The organism is Klenkia taihuensis, assembly GCF_900112525.1.
In the GTDB taxonomy this organism is placed as follows: Bacteria; Actinomycetota; Actinomycetes; order Mycobacteriales; family Geodermatophilaceae; genus Klenkia; species Klenkia taihuensis.
Genome location: NZ_FOMD01000001.1, coordinates 173,126 through 190,980, shown reverse-complemented (window position 1 = coordinate 190,980; position 17,855 = coordinate 173,126). Strand labels below are relative to the sequence as shown.

Here is a 17,855-nt window from a genome sequence, read left to right as displayed (position 1 = left end):
CGTCGCCCAAACCCCTTGTCGACCTGGACTTTTGTCCACCGCTGTGCACTCACCTGTGGAGAACCGAACCGTGACCGAGCCCGTGAGCACCGACCGCATCGAGATGGTCGACCTCCAGCAGGAGATGCAGCGCAGCTACATCGACTACGCGATGAGCGTGATCGTCGGCCGCGCCCTGCCCGAGGTGCGCGACGGCCTCAAGCCGGTGCACCGCCGCGTGCTGTTCGCCATGTACGACCAGAACTTCCGCCCCGACCGCGGCTACGTGAAGTGCGCCCGCCCGGTCGCGGAGGTCATGGGCAACTACCACCCCCACGGCGACACCGCGATCTACGACGCCCTGGTCCGCCTGGCCCAGCCGTGGTCGATGCGCTACCCGCTCATCGACGGCCAGGGCAACTTCGGCTCCCCGGGCAACGACCCGGCCGCGGCCATGCGCTACACCGAGTGCCGCCTGACCCCGCTGGCCATGGAGATGCTGGCCGGCATCAACGAGGAGACCGTCGACTACCAGGGCAACTACGACGGCCGCACCGAGGAGCCCGTCGTCCTGCCCTCGCGGGTGCCGAACCTGCTGATCAACGGCTCGGCCGGCATCGCGGTCGGCATGGCCACCAACATGCCCCCGCACAACCTCCGCGAGGTGGCCGAGGCCGTCTACTGGATGCTCGACCACCCCGAGGCCGCCGCCGAGGAGGCGCTGGCCGCGTGCATGGAGCGGATCAAGGGCCCCGACTTCCCGACCCACGGCCTCATCGTCGGCCGCGACGGCATCGAGGATGCCTACCGCACCGGCCGCGGCTCGGTCCGCATGCGCGCGGTGGTCGCCGTGGAGGAGGACTCCCGCGGGCGGGTGCAGCTGGTCGTCACCGAGCTGCCCTACCAGGTCAACCCGGACAACCTCGCGGAGAACATCGCCGAGCAGGTCAAGGACGGCCGGCTGCAGGGCATCTCCGAGATCGCCGACGAGTCCTCCGACCGCGTCGGCCGCCGCCTGGTCATCACCCTGCGCCGCGACGCGGTGGCCAAGGTGGTGCTCAACAACCTCTACAAGCACACCCAGCTGCAGACCTCCTTCGGCTGCAACATGCTCTCCATCGTCGACGGCGTGCCCCGCACGCTGCGGCTGGACGAGCTCGTCCGGTACTGGGTCGTCCACCAGATCGAGGTCATCCAGCGGCGCACCCGCTACCGGCTGCGCAAGGCCGAGGAGCGCGCGCACATCCTGCGCGGCTACGCCAAGGCCCTCGACCAGCTCGACGCCGTCATCGCCCTCATCCGGGCCAGCGCCTCGGCCGAGGCCGCCCGCACCGGCCTGATGGAGCTGCTCGAGGTCGACGAGGTGCAGGCCCTGGCCATCCTCGACCTGCAGCTGCGCCGCCTGGCCGCCCTCGAGCGGCAGCGGATCCTCGACGAGCTGGCCGAGATCGAGGCCACCATCGCCGACCTGCAGGCGATCCTGGACTCCCCGGAGCGGCAGCGGCAGATCGTCCGCGACGAGCTCAAGGAGATCGTCGACAAGTACGGCGACGACCGCCGCACCCAGTTCGTCGCGCACGACGGCGACGTCTCCATGGAGGACCTCATCGCCGAGGAGCAGGTGGTCGTCACGATCACCCGCACCGGCTACGCCAAGCGCACGAAGGCCGACCTCTACCGGTCCCAGCGGCGCGGCGGCAAGGGCGTCATGGGCGCGACCCTCAAGCAGGACGACCTGATCCAGCAGTTCTTCGTGGGCTCCACCCACGACTGGATCCTGTTCTTCACCAACAAGGGCCGGGTCTACCGGGCCAAGGCCTACGAGCTGCCCGAGGCCGCCCGCACCGCGCGCGGCGCCCACGTGGCCAACATCCTGGCCTTCCAGCCCGACGAGAAGATCGCCCAGGTCATCCAGATCAAGGACTACACGGTCGCCCCGTACCTGGTGCTGGCCACCGCCGGCGGCCAGGTGAAGAAGACCCGGCTGGCCGACTTCGACTCCCCGCGCAGCGGCGGCGTGATCGCCATCAACCTGCGCGAGGGCGACGAGCTGGTCGGCGCGGCGCTCATCGACCCCGAGCAGAACCTGCTGCTGGTCACCCGCAAGGCCATGAGCATCTGCTTCAAGGCCGACGACGTGCAGCTGCGGCCGATGGGCCGGGCCACCGAGGGCGTGCGCGGCATCTCGCTGTCCGACGACGACCAGCTGCTGAGCATGATCGTGGTGACCGAGGGCGTCGACGTCCTCGTCGCCACCGAGGGCGGCTACGCCAAGCGCACCGGGATCGAGAACTACCCGGAGCAGAACCGCGGCGGCAAGGGCGTGCTCACCGCCGACCCGAAGGCCCGCAAGGGCGCCCTGGTCGGTGCGCTGTCGGTGGTCCTCGGCGACGAGCTGTACGCCATCACCTCCAGCGGTGGCGTCATCCGCACCCCGGTCAACGGCGTCCGGCACAACAAGGACCGGGCGACCATGGGCGTCAAGCTCATGAACCTGCCCGAGGACGTCTCCATCGTGGCGATCGCCCGCACCACGGACAACGACGAGCCCGAGGCCGGGGGCCAGACCACGATCTGACCAGCACCGTGTCCGGCAAGCCGTGCGCCTTGCGTCGAGCAGGGCGCGCGGCGTGCCGGTCGGGCGCGGGGCCCCGCTGACAGCTCGCGCGCCTAGGGTGGGGAGGATGCCGGTCCCCGGCGCGGGCCGCGAGGTCCGGGCCGGGACGGGCTGAGACGACCGAAGTGCGGACGCCGCCCAGACAGGTGGGTCCGGGCGCGACGGGGACGGGCCCCGGGACGGAGAACGGCATGAGCGACCGGACGCAGGGCTCGGTGCAGACCGACGACGCCGGGGCGGCCACCGACCCGGAGACCAAGGCCATCCCCACCGAGAAGCCCGGCTCCGCCCCGTCCGCCGCCCCCGCCGCGGCGCCGGAGACCCCGGCGGCCGGGTCGACGTCCGCGAGCTCGAAGCCGTCGGGCAACGGCAACGGTGGCAAGCCGTCGGGCAAGCCCGCGGTCGCCCCCGGCTGGGGAGGTGCGGCCCCCACCGGCACCGCGCAGGCCGCGTCGGCCCGTCCGGCCGGGCAGCCCCCGGCGGGGCCCACCCAGCCGGCCGCCCCCACCCAGCAGCCCGCGAAGAAGTCGGCCCCCGCGGCCGACCGACCGGCCCAGGCCGCCCGGCCCACCGGCCAGCAGCCCGCCGCCCGCCCGGCCGACCAGCGCCCCGCCGCTGCTGCGGCGGCCGCCGCGGGTGCGGCCGCCCCCCGGGTCGGCGCCGCCCAGACCGGTGTGCGCCCGGCCAACCGCGACGCCGGCGCACCCCGCCAGACCGCGAACCGTCCGCCGGCCGGGGCCCGCGTCGCCGAGGCGCCGGCCCGCCCGGCCGCGTCCGAGCAGGGCGAGCGCACCGGGGTCCGCGGCGCGGTGAAGGGCGGCAAGGGCCCCCGTCGCGCGCGGCTGCAGCTGCGGCACATCGACACCTGGTCGGCGCTGAAGATCTCCCTGGTGCTGGCCATCGCGCTGTTCTTCGTCTGGATGGTCGCCGTCGGCGTCCTCTACGGCGTGCTCAGCGGCCTGGGCGTGTTCAGCACGCTCAACGACCTCATCGGCCAGCTGGGCTCCGCCTCCGGCGACTCCACCGGCGAGGTCATCACCCCGGGCATCGTGTTCGGCGGGGCGGCGGTCATCGGTGCGGTCAACATCGTGCTGTTCACCGCGCTGTGCACCGTCGGCACCTTCGTCTACAACCTGTGCGCGGACCTCGTGGGCGGCCTCGAGGTCACCCTGTCCGAGCGCGACTCCTGACGCGGCACCCCCGGTCGGCGGCGCCGGCCGGGGGCCACGTATGCTTTCCGAGGTTCACGGGCCTGTAGCTCAGGCGGTTAGAGCGCATCCCTGATAAGGATGAGGCCGGAGGTTCAAGTCCTCCCAGGCCCACCCGTGCACTGCCCCACCCTCGAGGAGGTCGGCCCCGTGCTGAAGAAGGTCGCCGTGGCCGCCCTCGCGGCGGGCACCCTGTTGGCCCTGCGCAAGCGGACGGCGGCCCAGGGCGACCAGGGGCTGTGGGCCGAGGCCACCAGCAGCCCCGACGCCGTCCGGACCACGCACCGCTAGCACCCCCCGGGGACGTAGCTCAATTGGTAGAGCACCGCCTTTGCAAGGCGGGGGTCAGGGGTTCGATTCCCCTCGTCTCCACGCTGGTCCTCCTGCTCGCCGGCTGCGGCGGGCCGGCCGACGACACCGGCCGGGGCGGTCCGACCGCCACCCCGCCGAGCACCGTGGGCCCCTCCCCGGCGCCGACCACGACGGCCGCGCCGACGTCGGCCGAACCGGTCACCACCGAGGCCGACTGCCCCTACCTCGACACGTCGTTCGTCGAGGACACCGTCGGCCAGCGCACCCCCACGGTGACCACCACCGGCGTCCCCGGTGGGCCACCGCCGACCTGCACCTTCACGAAGCCGAACGGCGAGCCCGCGTTGGTCGTGGAGATCAGCCAGGCCGCCGACGCCACCGCCGCGCAGACCGCCGCGGTCGAGCGCGTCGCCCCCCTCGGCGGCACCGCGGTGCGCGACGTCGGCGACGGCGGCGGGATCGCCGTGGGGCCGCAGACCGTGCTCGCCGTCGCCGACGGCACGCTGGTCGTGGTGGTCACGGTCAACCAGGAGTCCAGCCTGCAGGCCCGGGAAGTCGCGCAGACGGTCGTCGGGGCGGTCTGAGCGGCCCATCCCCGCAGGTGGGACGATGGGGGGCGTGACCGAATCGACTCCTGCGCGGCGCGCAGTCCTGCACACCAACCACGGCGACATCACCGTGGACCTGTTCCCGGACCACGCCCCCAAGACCGTCGCCAACTTCGCCGAGCTCGCCGAGGGCAGCCGGGAGTGGGTCGACCCCCGCACCCGGGCGAAGACCACCGACAAGCTCTACGACGGCACCGTCTTCCACCGGGTCATCGACGGCTTCATGATCCAGGGCGGCGACCCGCTGGGGCAGGGCACCGGCGGCCCCGGCTACCGCTTCGGCGACGAGTTCCACCCCGACCTGCAGTTCTCCAAGCCCTACCTGCTGGCCATGGCCAACGCCGGCCCGGGCACCAACGGCTCGCAGTTCTTCATCACCGTCACCAACACCCCGCACCTGAACAACAAGCACACGATCTTCGGCGAGGTGGCCGACGACGCCTCCCGCCAGGTCGTCGACGCCATCGCCAAGGTCCCCACCGCCCGCGGTGACCGTCCGCTCGAGGACGTCGTCATCACCTCGGTCGAGGTGCAGCGCAGCTGAGCACGCCCACCGGTCCCGGGGGTGCGGGCGAGCAGCCCGCGCCCCCGGTGCCCACCTGCTACCGGCACCCCGACCGGCCCACCCGGATCTCCTGCGTGCGGTGCGGCCGCCCGATCTGCCCCGAGTGCATGAACTCGGCCTCGGTGGGCTTCCAGTGCCCCGAGGAGATCGCCGACGCCCGGCGCACCGTCCGCACCCCCAGGCGCACCACCGGCATGCGGGTCGCCGGCCGCCGCTGGGGCACGGTCACCCTCGTCCTCATCGCGATCAACGTCGCGGTCGCCGTCGCCACCGCGGTCTCCGCGCTGCTGGCCGGCGGCAACCCCGTCCGGTCCTTCGCCTCCCCGCTGACCGGCGAGCTGCTCACCGCGCCCGTGCTGGTCGACCAGGGCGAGTGGTGGCGGGTGGTCACCAGCGCCTTCACCCACGCCAGCCTGGTGCACCTCGCGCTGAACATGCTGGCGCTGCTGCTGTTCGGCTCGGAGCTCGAGCGCATGCTCGGCAAGGGCCGCTACCTCACCGTCTACCTCGTCTCGGCGCTGGGCGGTGCGGCGTCGCTGCAGCTGTTCGGCTCCTACGTGGGCGGCGTGGTCGGCGCCTCGGGCGCCATCTACGGCCTGCTCGGAGCCTTCGGCGTCGTCCTGGTCCGGCAGAAGCAGGACCTGCGCGGGCTGCTCACCCTGCTGGCCATCAACCTGGTCATCAGCCTGCTCCCCGGGGTCTCCCTGCTCGGCCACCTGGGCGGGCTCGTCGCCGGCGCCGCCACCGCGGCCGTGCTGCTGTGGGCCCGTCGTCGCACCGCGCTCGCCGCCGCCGGTGTCGCCGCCCTCGTGGCGGTCCTGCTGCTGCTCACCTTCGGCGGCATCCGCTAGGGGCGGTGCCCCAGCAGCTGGGCGCCGACCCGCTCCGGGTCGGCGCCCAGGTCCCGCCGCCCGAGCACCAGCAGGACGGTGTCGTCGGCGGTGTCCTCCAGCTCCAGCGAGGTGCTGCGCACCCCCAGCCGCCGGCCGGTGCGCACCCGCGCCCGCAGTCGACCGCGCGGGATCACCGTCCGCCGTCCCGGCGTGCGCACGACGACCTGCTCGTCGTCGGCGGTCAGCCGCGGCCGCAGCAGCAGGTCGCGGACGACGACGGCGGCCAGCAGCAGCGCCGCTGCACCCACCAGCACCCGGCCGGCGGTGTCCACGCCGAGCGCGGCGACCCCCAGCGCGAGCGCCGCCGCGGCGGCAACGGCGGTCTCGAGCGGGCGGGTCGACCACTGCTGCGGACCGGGCACGGCAGCCAGCTTCCCAGCCCGTCCGTCCACCGGTGCGGGCCCGTTGTCCACAGGCTGCGGGGCGACGGTGCGACGCGCCGTCCGACCTCGGCGTTCGTGCTGCGCGCCACCATCCGAACACGCCCGGTGACCGGGCCCGGGACGGGGTCGTCACGGTCCACGAGTCGACTTCTCCACACCTGTGTGCACAGGTGGGGACAGAAGAACAGAGGTGTAGTTACGCGGGTGGACCCTCCGCACCATCCGTCACAGCCCGGACATCGGTGCAGGTCAGAGCGGTGCGCACCGGCCGCCGGGTTCCACACTCGGTGGACAAACCTGGGGGCGGTCGTCGACCGGCGCTGTGGACCCGGTCGCCGGCCTGTGCACACACCGACCGCCGCCGTGGGGGTCGACATCTCGACCCCGACCGGACGGGTTCGTCCCACCCGCCCTGCGGGCAGAGCCGGCAACCCACAGGCTGGACGGGTGCAGGTACTGGTGACGGGTGCGTCCGGGTTCGTGGGTGGTCGGCTCGCGCCGGCCCTGGTCGAGGAGGGGCACCAGGTGCGGGCCATGACCCGTCGCCCCGAGCGGTACTCCGGGGCCGGGGAGGCGGTGCGCGGGGACGTCTCCGACGCCGCCTCGCTGCGGGCCGCGCTGGAGGGCTGCGACGCCGCCTACTACCTGGTGCACAGCCTCGACTCCTCCGACTTCCAGGACAAGGACGCCGAGGCAGCCCGCACCTTCGGCCGAGCCGCCGCCGACGCCGGGGTGCGCCGGATCGTCTACCTCGGCGGCCTCGGCGACGACGCCGACGACCTGTCGGCGCACCTGCGCAGCCGGCGCGAGGTGGAGCGCCTCCTCGGCGAGGGCGGGGTCCCGGTCACCGTGCTGCGGGCGGGCATCGTCGTCGGCCACGGCGGCGTCTCCTGGGAGATGACCCGCCAGCTGGTCGCCCACCTGCCCGCCATGGTCACCCCCCGCTGGGTGCACACCCGCACCCAGCCGATCGCCGTCGCCGACGTGGTGCGCTACCTGGTGGGCGTGCTGGAGGCCCCCGAGGCCGAGGGCCGGGTCTACGAGGTCGGCGGGCCCGAGGTGCTGGAGTACCTCGAGATGCTCACCCGGGTCGCCGAGATCCAGGGCCGGCACCTGTTCGTGCTGCCCGTGCCGCTGCTCAGCCCGCAGCTGTCCTCCCGCTGGCTGTCCCTGGTCACCGACGTCGACCTGCAGACCGGTCGCTCGCTCATCGACTCCATGAGCAACGAGGTGGTCGTGCGCGACCACAGCATCCGCGACGTCGTGCCCTTCGAGCCGATGGACTACGACCAGGCCGTGCTGACCGCGCTCGGGGAACGGGCGGCCGCCCGGCGGAGGGCCTCCCGGGGGCGGCCCCGGCACGGCGGGCTGCTGGCCCGGGGAGCCCGGGCGTGAACCTGCTGGGCCGGGCGCCCCGCGGCCGGCTGGACCGCGCCGTCCTGCGGCTGGCCGAGCGCACCCCCGACTGGCTGATCGACCCCGTCCCGCGCGACCACCGGGAGACCGACGCGGCCTTCCGGCGGCGCCGTCGGATGACCGGGGCGTTCTCCGTGCTGGGCGCCGGGATGCTGGGCCTGTCGCTGTCGCAGAAGCCTGACTCCAAGGAGTTCTACGGCCTGACGATGGCGGTGGCCGGCACCTGGGTGGCCGGCGGCATCGCGTCGGGCCCGCTGCACCTGGGCTGGATGCGGTCGGCCCGGGAGACGGTGCACCGCCCGGTGGTCACCCCGGTGCTCACCGGTGCGGGCGTGTTCGGCCTGTTCTACGGGGCGGCGCTGGTCGCCAAGCGGATCCCGGTGCTGAACCGCGCGGTCACCCGCATCCTGCGCTACGCCCACCAGGGCAACCCGGCCCTGGTGACGATGACGACGCTGACCAACGGGGTGGCCGAGGAGGTGTTCTTCCGGGGCGCGCTCTACGCGGCCGCCGGGACGACCCACCCGGTGCTGAAGTCCACCGCGGTCTACGGGCTGGCCACCACCTCCACGCGCAACCCGGCGCTGGTGCTGGCGTCGGTGGTGATGGGCGCGCTGTTCGGCTGGCAGCGGAAGATCACCGGGGGCATCCAGGCGCCGGTGCTGACGCACCTCACCTGGTCGGCGCTGATGCTGCGCTTCCTGCCGCCGCTGTTCGCCGACCAGCCCTCGATCGAGGCCGAGACCTCGCAGCAGGAGAACTGAGGGCGGCTACCGCCAGCGCATGCTCATGACCAGGCCGGCGACCATGGCGCCGAACCCGATCGCGAAGTTCCACGCCGACAGCGACACCATGAAGCCGATCTTGTCGCCGGCCACGTAGTAGACGACGATCCAGACCAGGCCGAGCAGCATCAGCGCGATCATCACCGGGGCGTACCAGCGCGGGCTGGGCTGCGCGGCGCGGGCCTTCGAGGCGCTCGAGGGCAGCACACCCTCGGGCGGGGTGTACACCGACTTCTTGCGCACCTTGGACTTGGGCACCGCGACGACTCCTCGACCTTGCACATCGGCACTGCTGATCTGATCGGGCACCAGCCTAAGCTGCAGGCATGCGGAGAAGGGGTGGTGACCCGCGGCGGCGGGCCTGGAACGCCCTGGTCCCGGTGGTGGCGCTGGCCGCCGGTCTGCTGTTCGCCACCTCCGGGCAGACCGCCCGCGGCACCGACCTGCGGGCCGGCGACGTCACCGAGCTCGGGCAGCTGATCCAGCAGATCGAGCGCACCGGTGACTCCCTGGAGGGCCAGCTCGCCCAGCTGCAGGCGCGGGCCACCGCCCTCACCCAGGCCGAGGCGGGCCGCAACGACGAGGTCGCCGCGGCCACCGCCGCCGGCACCGCCGAGGAGAGCTCCGCCGGCTTCACCCCGGTCAGCGGGCCCGGCGTCGAGATCACCCTGGACGACGCCCCCGAGACGGCATCGGGCACCCCGCCCCGCGGCGCCACCCTCGACGACCTGGTCATCCACCAGTCCGACGTCCAGGGCGTGGTCAACGCGCTGTGGGCGGCCGGGGCCGACGGGGTCACCGTGATGGGCCAGCGCCTCATCGCCACCAGCGCCGTCCGCTGCGTCGGCAACGTCCTGCTGCTGCAGGGCCGCACGTGGTCCCCGCCGTTCGTCATCACCGCCGTCGGCGACGCCGACGCCATGCGCGAGCGGCTCGGCCAGTCCTACGAGGTGTCGCTGCTGCAGCAGGCCGTGGACCGCTTCGGCCTCACCTACCGGGTGACGGACAGGTCCCAGGTCGACCTGCCCGCCTACGATGGCGCGCTGGACCTGCAGTACGCCTCGGCCGCCGGCTGAGGACCGGGGGCGGGGCTCGGGGAGGAACCATGGACGACGCGGACACCGGCGGCCTCCGCCGCGGCCGGCACGCGCCCGAGGAGCCCGCCGCGCCGGAGCCGCAGCCGGTGCCGGAGGACGCCACCGTCCGGCACACCTGGCAGCCCGACCTGTCCCGCCCCGAGGCGCCCACCGGCCGGCACGCCGTCGTCCAGGACGAGCACGTCGTCCAGGACGAGCACGCCGCCCCGGACGGGCCCGCGGACGACGACGAGCCCGCCGCCCGGCCGGCGCGCACCCGCGGGGACCTGGTGCGCACCGGCGTCCGCGGTGTCGGCCAGCTGCTGGTCACCGCCGGGCTGGTGGTGCTGCTGTTCGTCGTCTACGAGGTGTGGATCACCGACCTCACCAGCGACCGCAAGCAGGACGCGCTGTCCCAGGAGCTGCGCGAGGACTGGGACGGCGGGGACGACCCGACGGTCCCGACGCTGCCCGACGGTGGCATCTCCGAGGTGCCGCTGGGCCAGGGCTTCGCGTTCATCCGCATCCCCCGGTTCGGCGCCGACTACGTCAAGGTCATCCTCGAGGGCACCGACGAGGACGAGCTCGTCGAGGGCCCGGGCCACTACGTGGACTCCGCGATGCCCGGCGAGCAGGGCAACTTCGCCCTCGCCGGCCACCGGGTGGGCAAGGGCTCGCCGTTCCTGGACCTGGACCAGCTGCAGGCCGGCGACCCGATCGTCATCGAGACCGAGACCACCTGGTTCGTCTACCGGGTGCTCGGCGACGACGACCCCAACGGCATCCCGGGCCAGCAGATCGTGCTGCCCACCGACGTCTCGGTCATCGCGCCGACCCCCAACGGGCCGCTGACCGGCCCGGCGAGCGGGGCCTACCTGACCCTGACCACCTGCCACCCGAAGTTCTCCGCGCGCGAGCGGCTCATCGTGCACGCGGTGCTCGACGGCGACCCGATCCCGAAGGCCGACGCCCCCGACGGGCCGCCAGCGCTGAGCGAGGGCTGATGTACACCTGGATCTGGCGGCACCTGCCCGGCGGGACGGCGGTCAAGGCCGTGCAGGCGCTGGTGCTCGTGCTGGCCGTCTGCGCGCTGCTGCTGTTCGTGGTCTTCCCCTGGGTCGAGCCCAAGCTGCCCTTCAACGACGTGACGGTGGACCAGTGAGCGAGCGAACCATGGGCACGGCCGCGCGGGTGCTCGTCGTCGACAACTTCGACAGCTTCGTCTACAACCTGGTCCAGTACCTGGGCCAGCTCGGCGTCCCCAGCGTGGTGCGCCGCAACGACGCCGTCTCGACGGACGACCTCGGCGATCTGGACGTGGCCGGTGTGCTGCTGTCCCCCGGGCCGGGGACGCCCACCGACGCCGGGGTGACCGTGCCGATGGTGCGCGCCGCCGCGGAGGCCGGCGTGCCGGTGCTGGGGGTCTGCCTGGGCCACCAGGCCATCGCCGAGGCCTTCGGCGGGGACGTCGTCCGGGCGCCGGAGCTGCTGCACGGGAAGACCAGCGAGGTCGTCCACGACGGCGAGGGCGTGCTGGCCGGCCTGCCGTCGCCGTTCACCGCGACCCGCTACCACTCCCTGGCCGTGGAGTCCTCGACCTTCCCCGACGAGCTGGAGGTCACCGGGCGGACCCCCTCGGGCATCGTGATGGCCCTGCGGCACCGCGAGCTGCCCATCGAGGGCGTGCAGTTCCACCCGGAGTCGGTGCTCACCGAGGGCGGGCACCAGCTGCTGGCGACCTGGCTGCGCCAGTGCGGCGTCGAGGTCGACCAGGAGCTGGTGGACAGGGCCGCCGCCGCCGCGAAGCGGCTGCTGACGGCGGTCGGGTAGGGCCCCGCCCCGGTCAGTTGTCGGGCTGGCCGGGGATGGGGATGCCGGTGCCCGTGCTGGGCGCGGTGGTGGTCGTCGGGGCCGACGTCGTCGTGGTCTCGGTGGGCACCGGGACGGCGATGAGCACGGTGATCTGGTCGTCGGCGGTGGCCTGCTGACCGGCCTCGGGCTCGGTCCCGATCGCCTGGCCGGCGGGGACGTCGTTGCTCTCGGCGTTCTGCTGGGTGATGTCGGTGAACCCGGCTGCCTGCAGCGTCGCCCGCGCCTGCTCGTAGGTCTGCCCCCGGACGTCGGGGATCGGCGCGCTGCCGGTGGAGACGCTCAGCGTGATGACCTGGTTCTCCGGGTTCGCCTGGCTGCCCTGACCCGGGTCGACGCCGATGACCTGGCCGGCGGGCTCCGTGCTGGCCTCCTGCCGGCTGTTCACCCGGGTGAAGCCGGCGTTCTCCAGGTTGGACCGCGCCTCGTCCTCGGTGAGGCCGACGACGTTGGGGATGGCCACGGTGTCCGGGCCGGCGCTGACGACCAGCGCGACCTCGGTGCCCTCGTCGACGGTGGTGCCGGCGGCGGGGTCGCTGCTGATGACCGAGCCCTCGGCGACGTCGGAGCTGGCCTGCGTGGTCACCGGGCCGGCGGCCAGGCCGGCCTGCTGCAGCGCGGTCGCGGCGGCGGCCTGGGTCTGGCCGACCAGGTTCGGCACCTGGACGCTGGCGGTGGTGGGCTCGGCCGGGGTCTCGTCGTCCCCGCCGCTGTTGAGGCCGACGAGCAGCGCGACGATGCCGGCGAGCACCAGGATGCCCGCGACGACCAGGGCGATGATGCCGCGGCGACGGCGCTTGGCGGCGGCCTCGTCCTCGTCGTCCCAGTGGTCGTCCTGGCCGGGGTAGCCGCCGGCGGCCGCGCCGATGTAGGAGGTCCGCTCGGCGTCGCCCATGACCGGGGTGGCCTCGACCCGCTGGCCGGCGACGGCGCGCAGCAGGTCGCTGCGCATCTCGGCGGCGGACTGGTAGCGGTTGGCCGGGTTCTTGCTCATGGCCTTCAGCAGGATGGCGTCGAGCTCCGGCGGGACCTCGGGGTTGATGGAGGACGGCGTCCGGGGGTCCTCGCGCACGTGCTGGTAGGCGACCGCCACCGGTGAGTCGCCGGTGAACGGCGGGGCGCCGGTGACGAGCTCGTAGAGCAGGCAGCCGGCGGAGTAGACGTCGGAGCGGGCGTCCACGCCCTCGCCGCGGGCCTGCTCCGGGGAGAGGTACTGGGCGGTGCCGATGACCGCGGCGGTGGAGGTCATGGTGGCGGCGGAGTCGGAGACGGCCCGGGCGATGCCGAAGTCCATCACCTTGACGGTGCCCTGCGGGGTGATCATCACGTTCCCGGGCTTCACGTCCCGGTGCACGATGCCGTTGCGGTGGCTGAAGTCCAGCGCGGCGCAGATGTCGGCGGTCAGCGACATGGCGCGGGAGGCCTCGAGCCTGCCCTCGCGGCGCAGCACGTCGCGCAGCGTCTCGCCCTCGACGTACTCCATGACGATGTACGGCGTGGCGCCGGTGGTGGTGCGGTCCTCGCCGGTGTCGTAGACCGCGACGATCGCCGGGTGGTTCAGCGACGCGGCGGCCTGGGCCTCGCGGCGGAAGCGCACCTGGAAGGAGGGGTCGCGGGCGAGGTCGGAGCGCAGCACCTTGACCGCCACCTCGCGGCCCAGCCGCAGGTCCCGACCCCGGTGCACCTCGGCCATCCCGCCGCGGCCGAGGACACCACCGATCTCGTAGCGCTCGCCGAGCACCTGCGGGGTGGTCATCGGGGGTCCTCTCGGGGGGTGTCCGGGGTGTCCGGACCATCGGGCAGCGTAGGCGATCCGGTCGTGCACACCGGGGAGGCGCCGGTCACGGCACCGTCTGCCCCTCTGCCGTCGACTCCGTGGTCGTGGTCGGGGCCTGCGTGGTCGTCGTGGTCGTCTGCTGCGCCGTCGTGGTGGGCGCGGCGGTCGTCGTCCGCGGGGGCTGGGTCGTGGTCGCCGGGGGAGCCTCGGTGGTCTCCTCGGGGGCCTCGGTGGTCGGCTCCTCGGGCTCCTCGGTGGTCTGCTCCGCGGAGCTCTCCGAGGTCTCCGGCGCCGACTCCGAGGTGGTGGCCGGCGGGGCCGAGGTGGTGGTGGCCGGGGTGGTCGTCGTCCCCGGGTCGCGGGCCTCGTCGTCGCCCCCGCCGAGCAGGGTGAAGGCCAGCACGGCACCGAGCACCAGCAGCAGCACCGCGGCCGCGGCCACCCAGGGCCACGGCGAGCGGCGCCGGCGGCCGTCGTCCTCGTCGTCCCAGTCGTCGTCCCCGCCGTCGACCGGCGGGCCCTGGATCGGCGGCATGGTGCGCGGGGCGGTCGCGGGGCCACCGGCGGCGCCGAGGGCGCCCGCGGCGGCCAGCGCACCGGCCGCACCGGCGGCGACGGGACCGATGACCTGGGTGCCGTCGCCGCCGGCGACGGGGATGTAGGCCGTGGTGGCGGCCGACGTCGCCGGGCCGGGGCCGCCGGCGGCCACCGCGCGGGCGGCCGCGGCGAAGGCACCACCGTCGGGGAAGCGGTGCGCGGGGTCCTTGGCCAGGGCCTTCTCGATCAGCGCCTGCACCGGGCCGGGCACGGTGGGCGGCAGCGGCGGCGGGGGCCGGTTGATCTGGGCCAGCGCGATGGCCACCTGGGAGTCGCCGTCGAAGGGCCGGTTGCCGGCCAGGCACTCGTAGCCCAGGACGCCGAGGGAGTAGACGTCGGAGGCGGCGGTGACCTGGAAGCCCTGCGCCTGCTCGGGGGAGAGGTACTGCGCCGTGCCCACGACCATGCCGGTGCGGGTCAGCGGGGCGGCGTCGCGGGCCCAGGCGATGCCGAAGTCGGTCAGCTTGACCACGCCGTCGGGGCGGACCATGAGGTTGCCCGGCTTGATGTCGCGGTGCACCACCCCGGCGCGGTGCGCGGCCGACAGCCCCTCGCCGGCCTGGGCGAGGACGTCCAGGGTGCGCTCGGGGGAGAGGGTGAGCTCGCGGTCGAGGATCGACACCAGCGGCTCGCCCTCGACGTACTCCATCACCAGGAAGGCGACCTCGCGGCCGTCGGTGTCGGTGATCTCGCCGTAGTCGTAGACCGAGGCGATGTTCTGGTGCGCCAGGCCCGCGGTGTGCCGGGCCTCGTTGCGGAAGCGCTCGAGGAAGTTGCGGTCGCCGGTGTACTCGCTCTTGAGCACCTTCGCCGCGACCGTGCGGCCCAGGGTGCGGTCGGTGGCCCGCCAGACCTCGCCCATCCCGCCGGTGGCGATCGGTGCGGTGATCTCGTACCGGTCGGCGAGCACGCTGCCCACGCGGAGCGTCATCAGTTCCCCCCGCGGGCGGCCAGGTAGGCCGACATGACCTGCTGCGCCACCGGTGCCGACAGGTCGCCGCCGGTGCCCTGCCCGCCCTGGATGAACACCGCGACGGCGATCTGCGGGTCGCCGTCGGGCCCGGCGTAGCCGACGAACCACTGGTTGTCGTCGGAGTCGGCGGTGGTCTGCGCGGTGCCGGTCTTGCCGCCCACGGTGTACCCGTCGATCTGCGCGCGCCGGCCCGAGCCGTTCTCCACGACGCTGACCATCATCTGCTGCAGCTGCTGCGCCACCTCGGAGGAGACCGGCTCGCCCATCTCGGTGGGCTCGGTCTGGTCGACCACGCTGAGGTCGGGCGCCTGCAGCTGGTCGACCAGGTACGGGGTCATCAGCGTGCCGTCGTTGGCGATCGCAGCGGCGATCATCGCCCCCTGCAGGGGCGTGATCTGCACGTTCTGCTGACCGATGGAGGCCACCGCCAGCTGCGCGTCGCCGTCGATGTCGCCCACGGTGCTCTCCGCCACGGTCATCGGCACGTCGAACTGGCCCTGGTCGATGCCGAAGGCCTCGGCGGCCGACCGGATGCGGTCCTCGCCGAGCTCGACGCCCAGCTCGGCGAAGGCGGTGTTGCAGGAGATCGTCAGCGCGTCGATGAGCGGCTGCTCGCCGCTGCCCGAGCAGGACTCGCCGTTGTAGTTGTTCAGCGGCCGGCTGGTGCCCGGCAGCACGTACTGCTGCGGCGCGGGCACCACGGTGTCGGGGGTGTAGCCGTCCTGCAGCGCGGCGGCCGAGGTGATCAGCTTGAACACCGACCCCGGGGAGTGCCGCTCGGAGATCGTCGCGTTGGTCCGCGGGTCGGGGTCCTGCGCGGACAGCTGGTCGGAGTAGGCCCGGATCGCCGCCGGGTCGTGGCTGGAGAGCTGGTTGGGGTCGTAGCTGGGGCTGCTGACCATGGCCAGCACCGCACCGGTCGCCGGGTCGAGGGCCACCACGGCGCCGTCCACGCCGCCGAGGGCGTCGAAGGCCGCCTGCTGCGCGGCGGGGTCGATGGTGAGCTCGACGTTGCCGCCGGAGGGGTCGCGGCCGGTGAACAGGTCGGCGATGCGCCGGAAGGCCAGCCGGTCGTCGGAGCCGGAGAGGATGTCGTTCTCGGCGCGCTCGATGCCGCTGTTGCCGTAGACCAGCGAGTAGTAGCCGGTGACCGTCGCGTAGACCTCGGCGTTCGGGTACTGCCGCAGGTAGGTGAGGGTGTCGTCGGTGGCCACCGACTGGGCGACCGGGTTGCCGGCGACGACGATCGCGCCGCGCTCCCGGTCGTACTCCTCGGCCAGGATCCGGGTGTTGGACGGGTTGGCCCGCAGCTCCGAGGAGCGCACCACCTGGATGTAGTTGGCGTTGAGGATCAGCAGCGTGAACAGCACCAGCACGCTGATCGCCACCTTGCGCAGCGGCGAGTTCACGGCTTGACCACCTCGGTGAGCGCCTCGCCGAGCTTGGGCGCCGGCGGCGTGGGCGGGGCGGAGGGACGGCGGGCGGCGTCGCTGATCCGGACCAGCAGCGCCACCAGGCCGAAGTTGGCCACCAGCGACGACCCGCCGTAGGCGACGAACGGGGTGGTGAGGCCGGTCAGCGGCAGCAGGCCGGTGACCCCGCCGAGGACGACGAACACCTGCCACGCCACCCCGAAGGCCAGGCCCGCGGCCAGCAGCTTGCCGAACCCGTCGCGGACCACCAGCGAGGTGCGCAGGCCGCGCTCGACCAGCACCAGGTACAGCACGACGACCGCGACCAGGCCGAACAGCCCGAGCTCCTCGCCCAGCGCGGCGGCGATGAAGTCGCTCTTGGCCACCGGCACCTGGTCGGGGCGGCCCCCGCCGAGGCCGGCGCCGAACAGCCCACCGGTGCCCAGGCCGAACAGCGACTGCACGACCTGGTAGCCACCGCCGTCGGGGTAGTAGGCGAAGGGGTCCAGCCAGGTGTCCACGCGCACCCGCACGTGGCCGAACAGCTGGTAGGCCACCGTGCCGCCGGCGGCGAACAGCAGCACGCCGATGAGCAGCCACGAGGCCCGCTCGGTGGCGACGTAGAGCATGACCACGAAGATGCCGAACAGCAGCAGCGAGCTGCCCAGGTCGCGCTCGAAGACCAGCACCAGGATGGACACGCCCCAGGCGACCAGCACCGGCCCGAGGTCACGGGCGCGCGGCACCTCCAGGCCCAGCACCCGGCGGCTGGCCAGGGCCAGCACGTCGCGCTTGTCGACCAGGTAGGCGGCGAAGAAGATGACCAGGCAGATCTTGGCGAACTCGCCGGGCTGGATGGAGAAGCCGGCGACCCGGATCCAGATCTTGGCGCCGTTGACCTCCGACAGCGCCGAGGGCAGCACCGCGGGGATGGCCAGCAGCACCAGGCCGACGAGGCCGATCGTGTAGGCCAGCCGGGACAGCGCCCGGTGGTCGCGGACGACCAGCAGGACGGCGACGAACAGCACCAGGCCGACGGTGGCCCACAGCAGCTGGGTGGGGGCGTCCTCGCGGGCCGACACCGACTCGCCGAGGGCGTTCGCGGCGATGTCGAGGCGGTGGATCATCGACAATCCGATGCCGGTGAGGACGGCGACGCAGGGCAGCAGCAACGGGTCGGCGTAGGGCGCGACCTTGCGGACGACGAGGTGCGCGACCAGCCACAGCCCGGTGAACCAGGCGCCGAAGGTGGCGATCTCCGGGCTCGGCGACCCGGTGACGGTGATGTCGACGATGGTCTGCGCGGCCAGGGTGATGACCACCGCGAAGGCCAGCATGAGCAGCTCGGTGCCCCGCCGCTTGGGCGGCGTCGTCACCCCGGGCGC

The 17,855-nt window shown here is 73.6% G+C and carries 18 protein-coding genes, 2 tRNA genes and 1 pseudogene; 15 read left to right on the top strand and 6 right to left on the bottom strand.

All coding sequences use genetic code 11. The annotated features are described in order from the left end of the window. The first annotated feature begins 70 nt into the window (after positions 1-70). The 9 genes and pseudogenes from gyrA to BM158_RS00915 all read left to right on the top strand — a co-directional run bounded on the left by gyrA (position 71) and on the right by BM158_RS00915 (position 6,140). A complete protein-coding gene (gene gyrA, locus BM158_RS00945; protein WP_091553577.1) occupies positions 71-2,557 on the top strand; it encodes a DNA gyrase subunit A in 2,487 nt (828 codons plus the stop codon). Positions 2,558-2,787: 230 nt separating this feature from the next. Continuing rightward, complete coding sequence (locus BM158_RS22185) at positions 2,788-3,786, top strand: DUF3566 domain-containing protein (protein ID WP_229827538.1); 999 nt, start codon at positions 2,788-2,790, stop codon at positions 3,784-3,786. A 58-nt stretch (positions 3,787-3,844) separates the two neighbouring features. Then, positions 3,845-3,918 (top strand) — tRNA-Ile (locus BM158_RS00935). A gap of 36 nt (positions 3,919-3,954) precedes the next feature. After that, entirely contained in the window at positions 3,955-4,095 is a 141-nt protein-coding gene (locus BM158_RS21625) for a DLW-39 family protein (protein WP_165628797.1), read from the top strand. Between the two features lie 8 nt (positions 4,096-4,103). Then, positions 4,104-4,176, top strand: a tRNA-Ala gene (locus BM158_RS00930). An 83-nt stretch (positions 4,177-4,259) separates the two neighbouring features. After that, the gene (locus tag BM158_RS00925; protein ID WP_091553574.1) at positions 4,260-4,700 is read left to right on the top strand and encodes a DUF2020 domain-containing protein; all 441 of its coding nucleotides are present in this window, start codon (positions 4,260-4,262) and stop codon (positions 4,698-4,700) included. 34 nt (positions 4,701-4,734) lie between these two features. Continuing rightward, entirely contained in the window at positions 4,735-5,268 is a 534-nt protein-coding gene (locus tag BM158_RS00920) for a peptidylprolyl isomerase (protein WP_091556089.1), read from the top strand. Positions 5,269-5,315: 47 nt separating this feature from the next. Beyond that, positions 5,316-5,390: pseudogene (locus BM158_RS22830) on the top strand (hypothetical protein); the annotation flags it as partial. A 6-nt stretch (positions 5,391-5,396) separates the two neighbouring features. Further along, positions 5,397-6,140 carry a rhomboid family intramembrane serine protease gene (locus tag BM158_RS00915; RefSeq protein ID WP_091556087.1) on the top strand — a complete coding sequence of 248 codons (744 nt, stop codon included), beginning with the start codon at positions 5,397-5,399 and terminating at the stop codon, positions 6,138-6,140. Here the strand turns inward: BM158_RS00915 and BM158_RS00910 are convergent. Next, positions 6,137-6,544, bottom strand: coding sequence for a PH domain-containing protein (locus tag BM158_RS00910; RefSeq protein ID WP_091553571.1), 408 nt, complete (start codon positions 6,542-6,544; stop codon positions 6,137-6,139). The genes BM158_RS00915 and BM158_RS00910 overlap by 4 nt on opposite strands. A gap of 468 nt (positions 6,545-7,012) precedes the next feature. On the opposite strand from BM158_RS00910, the gene BM158_RS00905 reads away from it, so the two are divergent. Together BM158_RS00905 and BM158_RS00900 are read left to right on the top strand one after the other, a co-directional pair. After that, the gene (locus tag BM158_RS00905; protein WP_091553568.1) at positions 7,013-7,960 is read left to right on the top strand and encodes an NAD(P)H-binding protein; all 948 of its coding nucleotides are present in this window, start codon (positions 7,013-7,015) and stop codon (positions 7,958-7,960) included. Then, complete coding sequence (locus BM158_RS00900; RefSeq protein ID WP_229827539.1) at positions 7,957-8,745, top strand: CPBP family intramembrane glutamic endopeptidase; 789 nt, start codon at positions 7,957-7,959, stop codon at positions 8,743-8,745. Before BM158_RS00905 ends, BM158_RS00900 begins: the two co-directional genes overlap by 4 nt. 6 nt (positions 8,746-8,751) lie before the next feature. Here BM158_RS00900 and crgA read toward each other — a convergent pair whose 3' ends face one another. Then, on the bottom strand, positions 8,752-9,024 hold the full coding sequence (gene crgA, locus BM158_RS00895) for a cell division protein CrgA (protein ID WP_091553565.1): 273 nt from the start codon (positions 9,022-9,024) through the stop codon (positions 8,752-8,754). Positions 9,025-9,092: 68 nt separating this feature from the next. Between crgA and BM158_RS00890 the strand changes: the two genes are divergently transcribed. From BM158_RS00890 to BM158_RS00875, 4 genes are read left to right on the top strand one after another with little or no spacing between them, the layout of a single operon-like run. Beyond that, on the top strand, positions 9,093-9,842 hold the full coding sequence (locus BM158_RS00890) for a DUF881 domain-containing protein (RefSeq protein WP_091553562.1): 750 nt from the start codon (positions 9,093-9,095) through the stop codon (positions 9,840-9,842). Between the two features lie 29 nt (positions 9,843-9,871). After that, entirely contained in the window at positions 9,872-10,846 is a 975-nt protein-coding gene (locus BM158_RS00885) for a class E sortase (RefSeq protein WP_091553560.1), read from the top strand. Beyond that, positions 10,846-11,004 carry a hypothetical protein gene (locus tag BM158_RS21620; protein WP_091553557.1) on the top strand — a complete coding sequence of 53 codons (159 nt, stop codon included), beginning with the start codon at positions 10,846-10,848 and terminating at the stop codon, positions 11,002-11,004. Before BM158_RS00885 ends, BM158_RS21620 begins: the two co-directional genes overlap by 1 nt. Beyond that, entirely contained in the window at positions 11,001-11,672 is a 672-nt protein-coding gene (locus BM158_RS00875; RefSeq protein ID WP_229827540.1) for an aminodeoxychorismate/anthranilate synthase component II, read from the top strand. Before BM158_RS21620 ends, BM158_RS00875 begins: the two co-directional genes overlap by 4 nt. 13 nt (positions 11,673-11,685) lie before the next feature. Here BM158_RS00875 and pknB read toward each other — a convergent pair whose 3' ends face one another. From pknB to BM158_RS00855, 4 genes are all read right to left on the bottom strand, one after another. Beyond that, on the bottom strand, positions 11,686-13,467 hold the full coding sequence (pknB, locus tag BM158_RS00870) for a Stk1 family PASTA domain-containing Ser/Thr kinase (protein WP_091553550.1): 1,782 nt from the start codon (positions 13,465-13,467) through the stop codon (positions 11,686-11,688). A gap of 85 nt (positions 13,468-13,552) precedes the next feature. After that, positions 13,553-15,016 (bottom strand): serine/threonine-protein kinase, encoded by a 1,464-nt coding sequence (locus tag BM158_RS00865; RefSeq protein ID WP_091553548.1) that lies wholly within the window; start codon positions 15,014-15,016, stop codon positions 13,553-13,555. Further along, positions 15,016-16,467: a peptidoglycan D,D-transpeptidase FtsI family protein gene (locus BM158_RS00860; protein WP_091553545.1), complete on the bottom strand. Its 1,452-nt coding sequence runs from the start codon at positions 16,465-16,467 to the stop codon at positions 15,016-15,018. The genes BM158_RS00865 and BM158_RS00860 overlap by 1 nt, the downstream gene beginning before the upstream one ends. After that, positions 16,464-17,846: an FtsW/RodA/SpoVE family cell cycle protein gene (locus tag BM158_RS00855; RefSeq protein ID WP_229827541.1), complete on the bottom strand. Its 1,383-nt coding sequence runs from the start codon at positions 17,844-17,846 to the stop codon at positions 16,464-16,466. The genes BM158_RS00860 and BM158_RS00855 overlap by 4 nt, the downstream gene beginning before the upstream one ends. Positions 17,847-17,855 lie beyond the last annotated feature (9 nt).

What these genes read in the sequence shown, in the direction of transcription:
- BM158_RS22185 (WP_229827538.1), top strand. Translation starts at nt 2,788, where the DNA reads ATGAGCGACCGGACGCAGGGCTCGGTGCAGACCGACGACGCCGGGGCG.
- BM158_RS00915 (WP_091556087.1), top strand. Translation starts at nt 5,397, where the DNA reads ATGAACTCGGCCTCGGTGGGCTTCCAGTGCCCCGAGGAGATCGCCGAC.
- BM158_RS00890 (WP_091553562.1), top strand. Translation starts at nt 9,093, where the DNA reads ATGCGGAGAAGGGGTGGTGACCCGCGGCGGCGGGCCTGGAACGCCCTG.
- BM158_RS00885 (WP_091553560.1), top strand. Translation starts at nt 9,872, where the DNA reads ATGGACGACGCGGACACCGGCGGCCTCCGCCGCGGCCGGCACGCGCCC.
- BM158_RS21620 (WP_091553557.1), top strand. Translation starts at nt 10,846, where the DNA reads ATGTACACCTGGATCTGGCGGCACCTGCCCGGCGGGACGGCGGTCAAG.
- pknB (WP_091553550.1), bottom strand. Translation starts at nt 13,467, where the DNA reads ATGACCACCCCGCAGGTGCTCGGCGAGCGCTACGAGATCGGTGGTGTC.
- BM158_RS00865 (WP_091553548.1), bottom strand. Translation starts at nt 15,016, where the DNA reads ATGACGCTCCGCGTGGGCAGCGTGCTCGCCGACCGGTACGAGATCACC.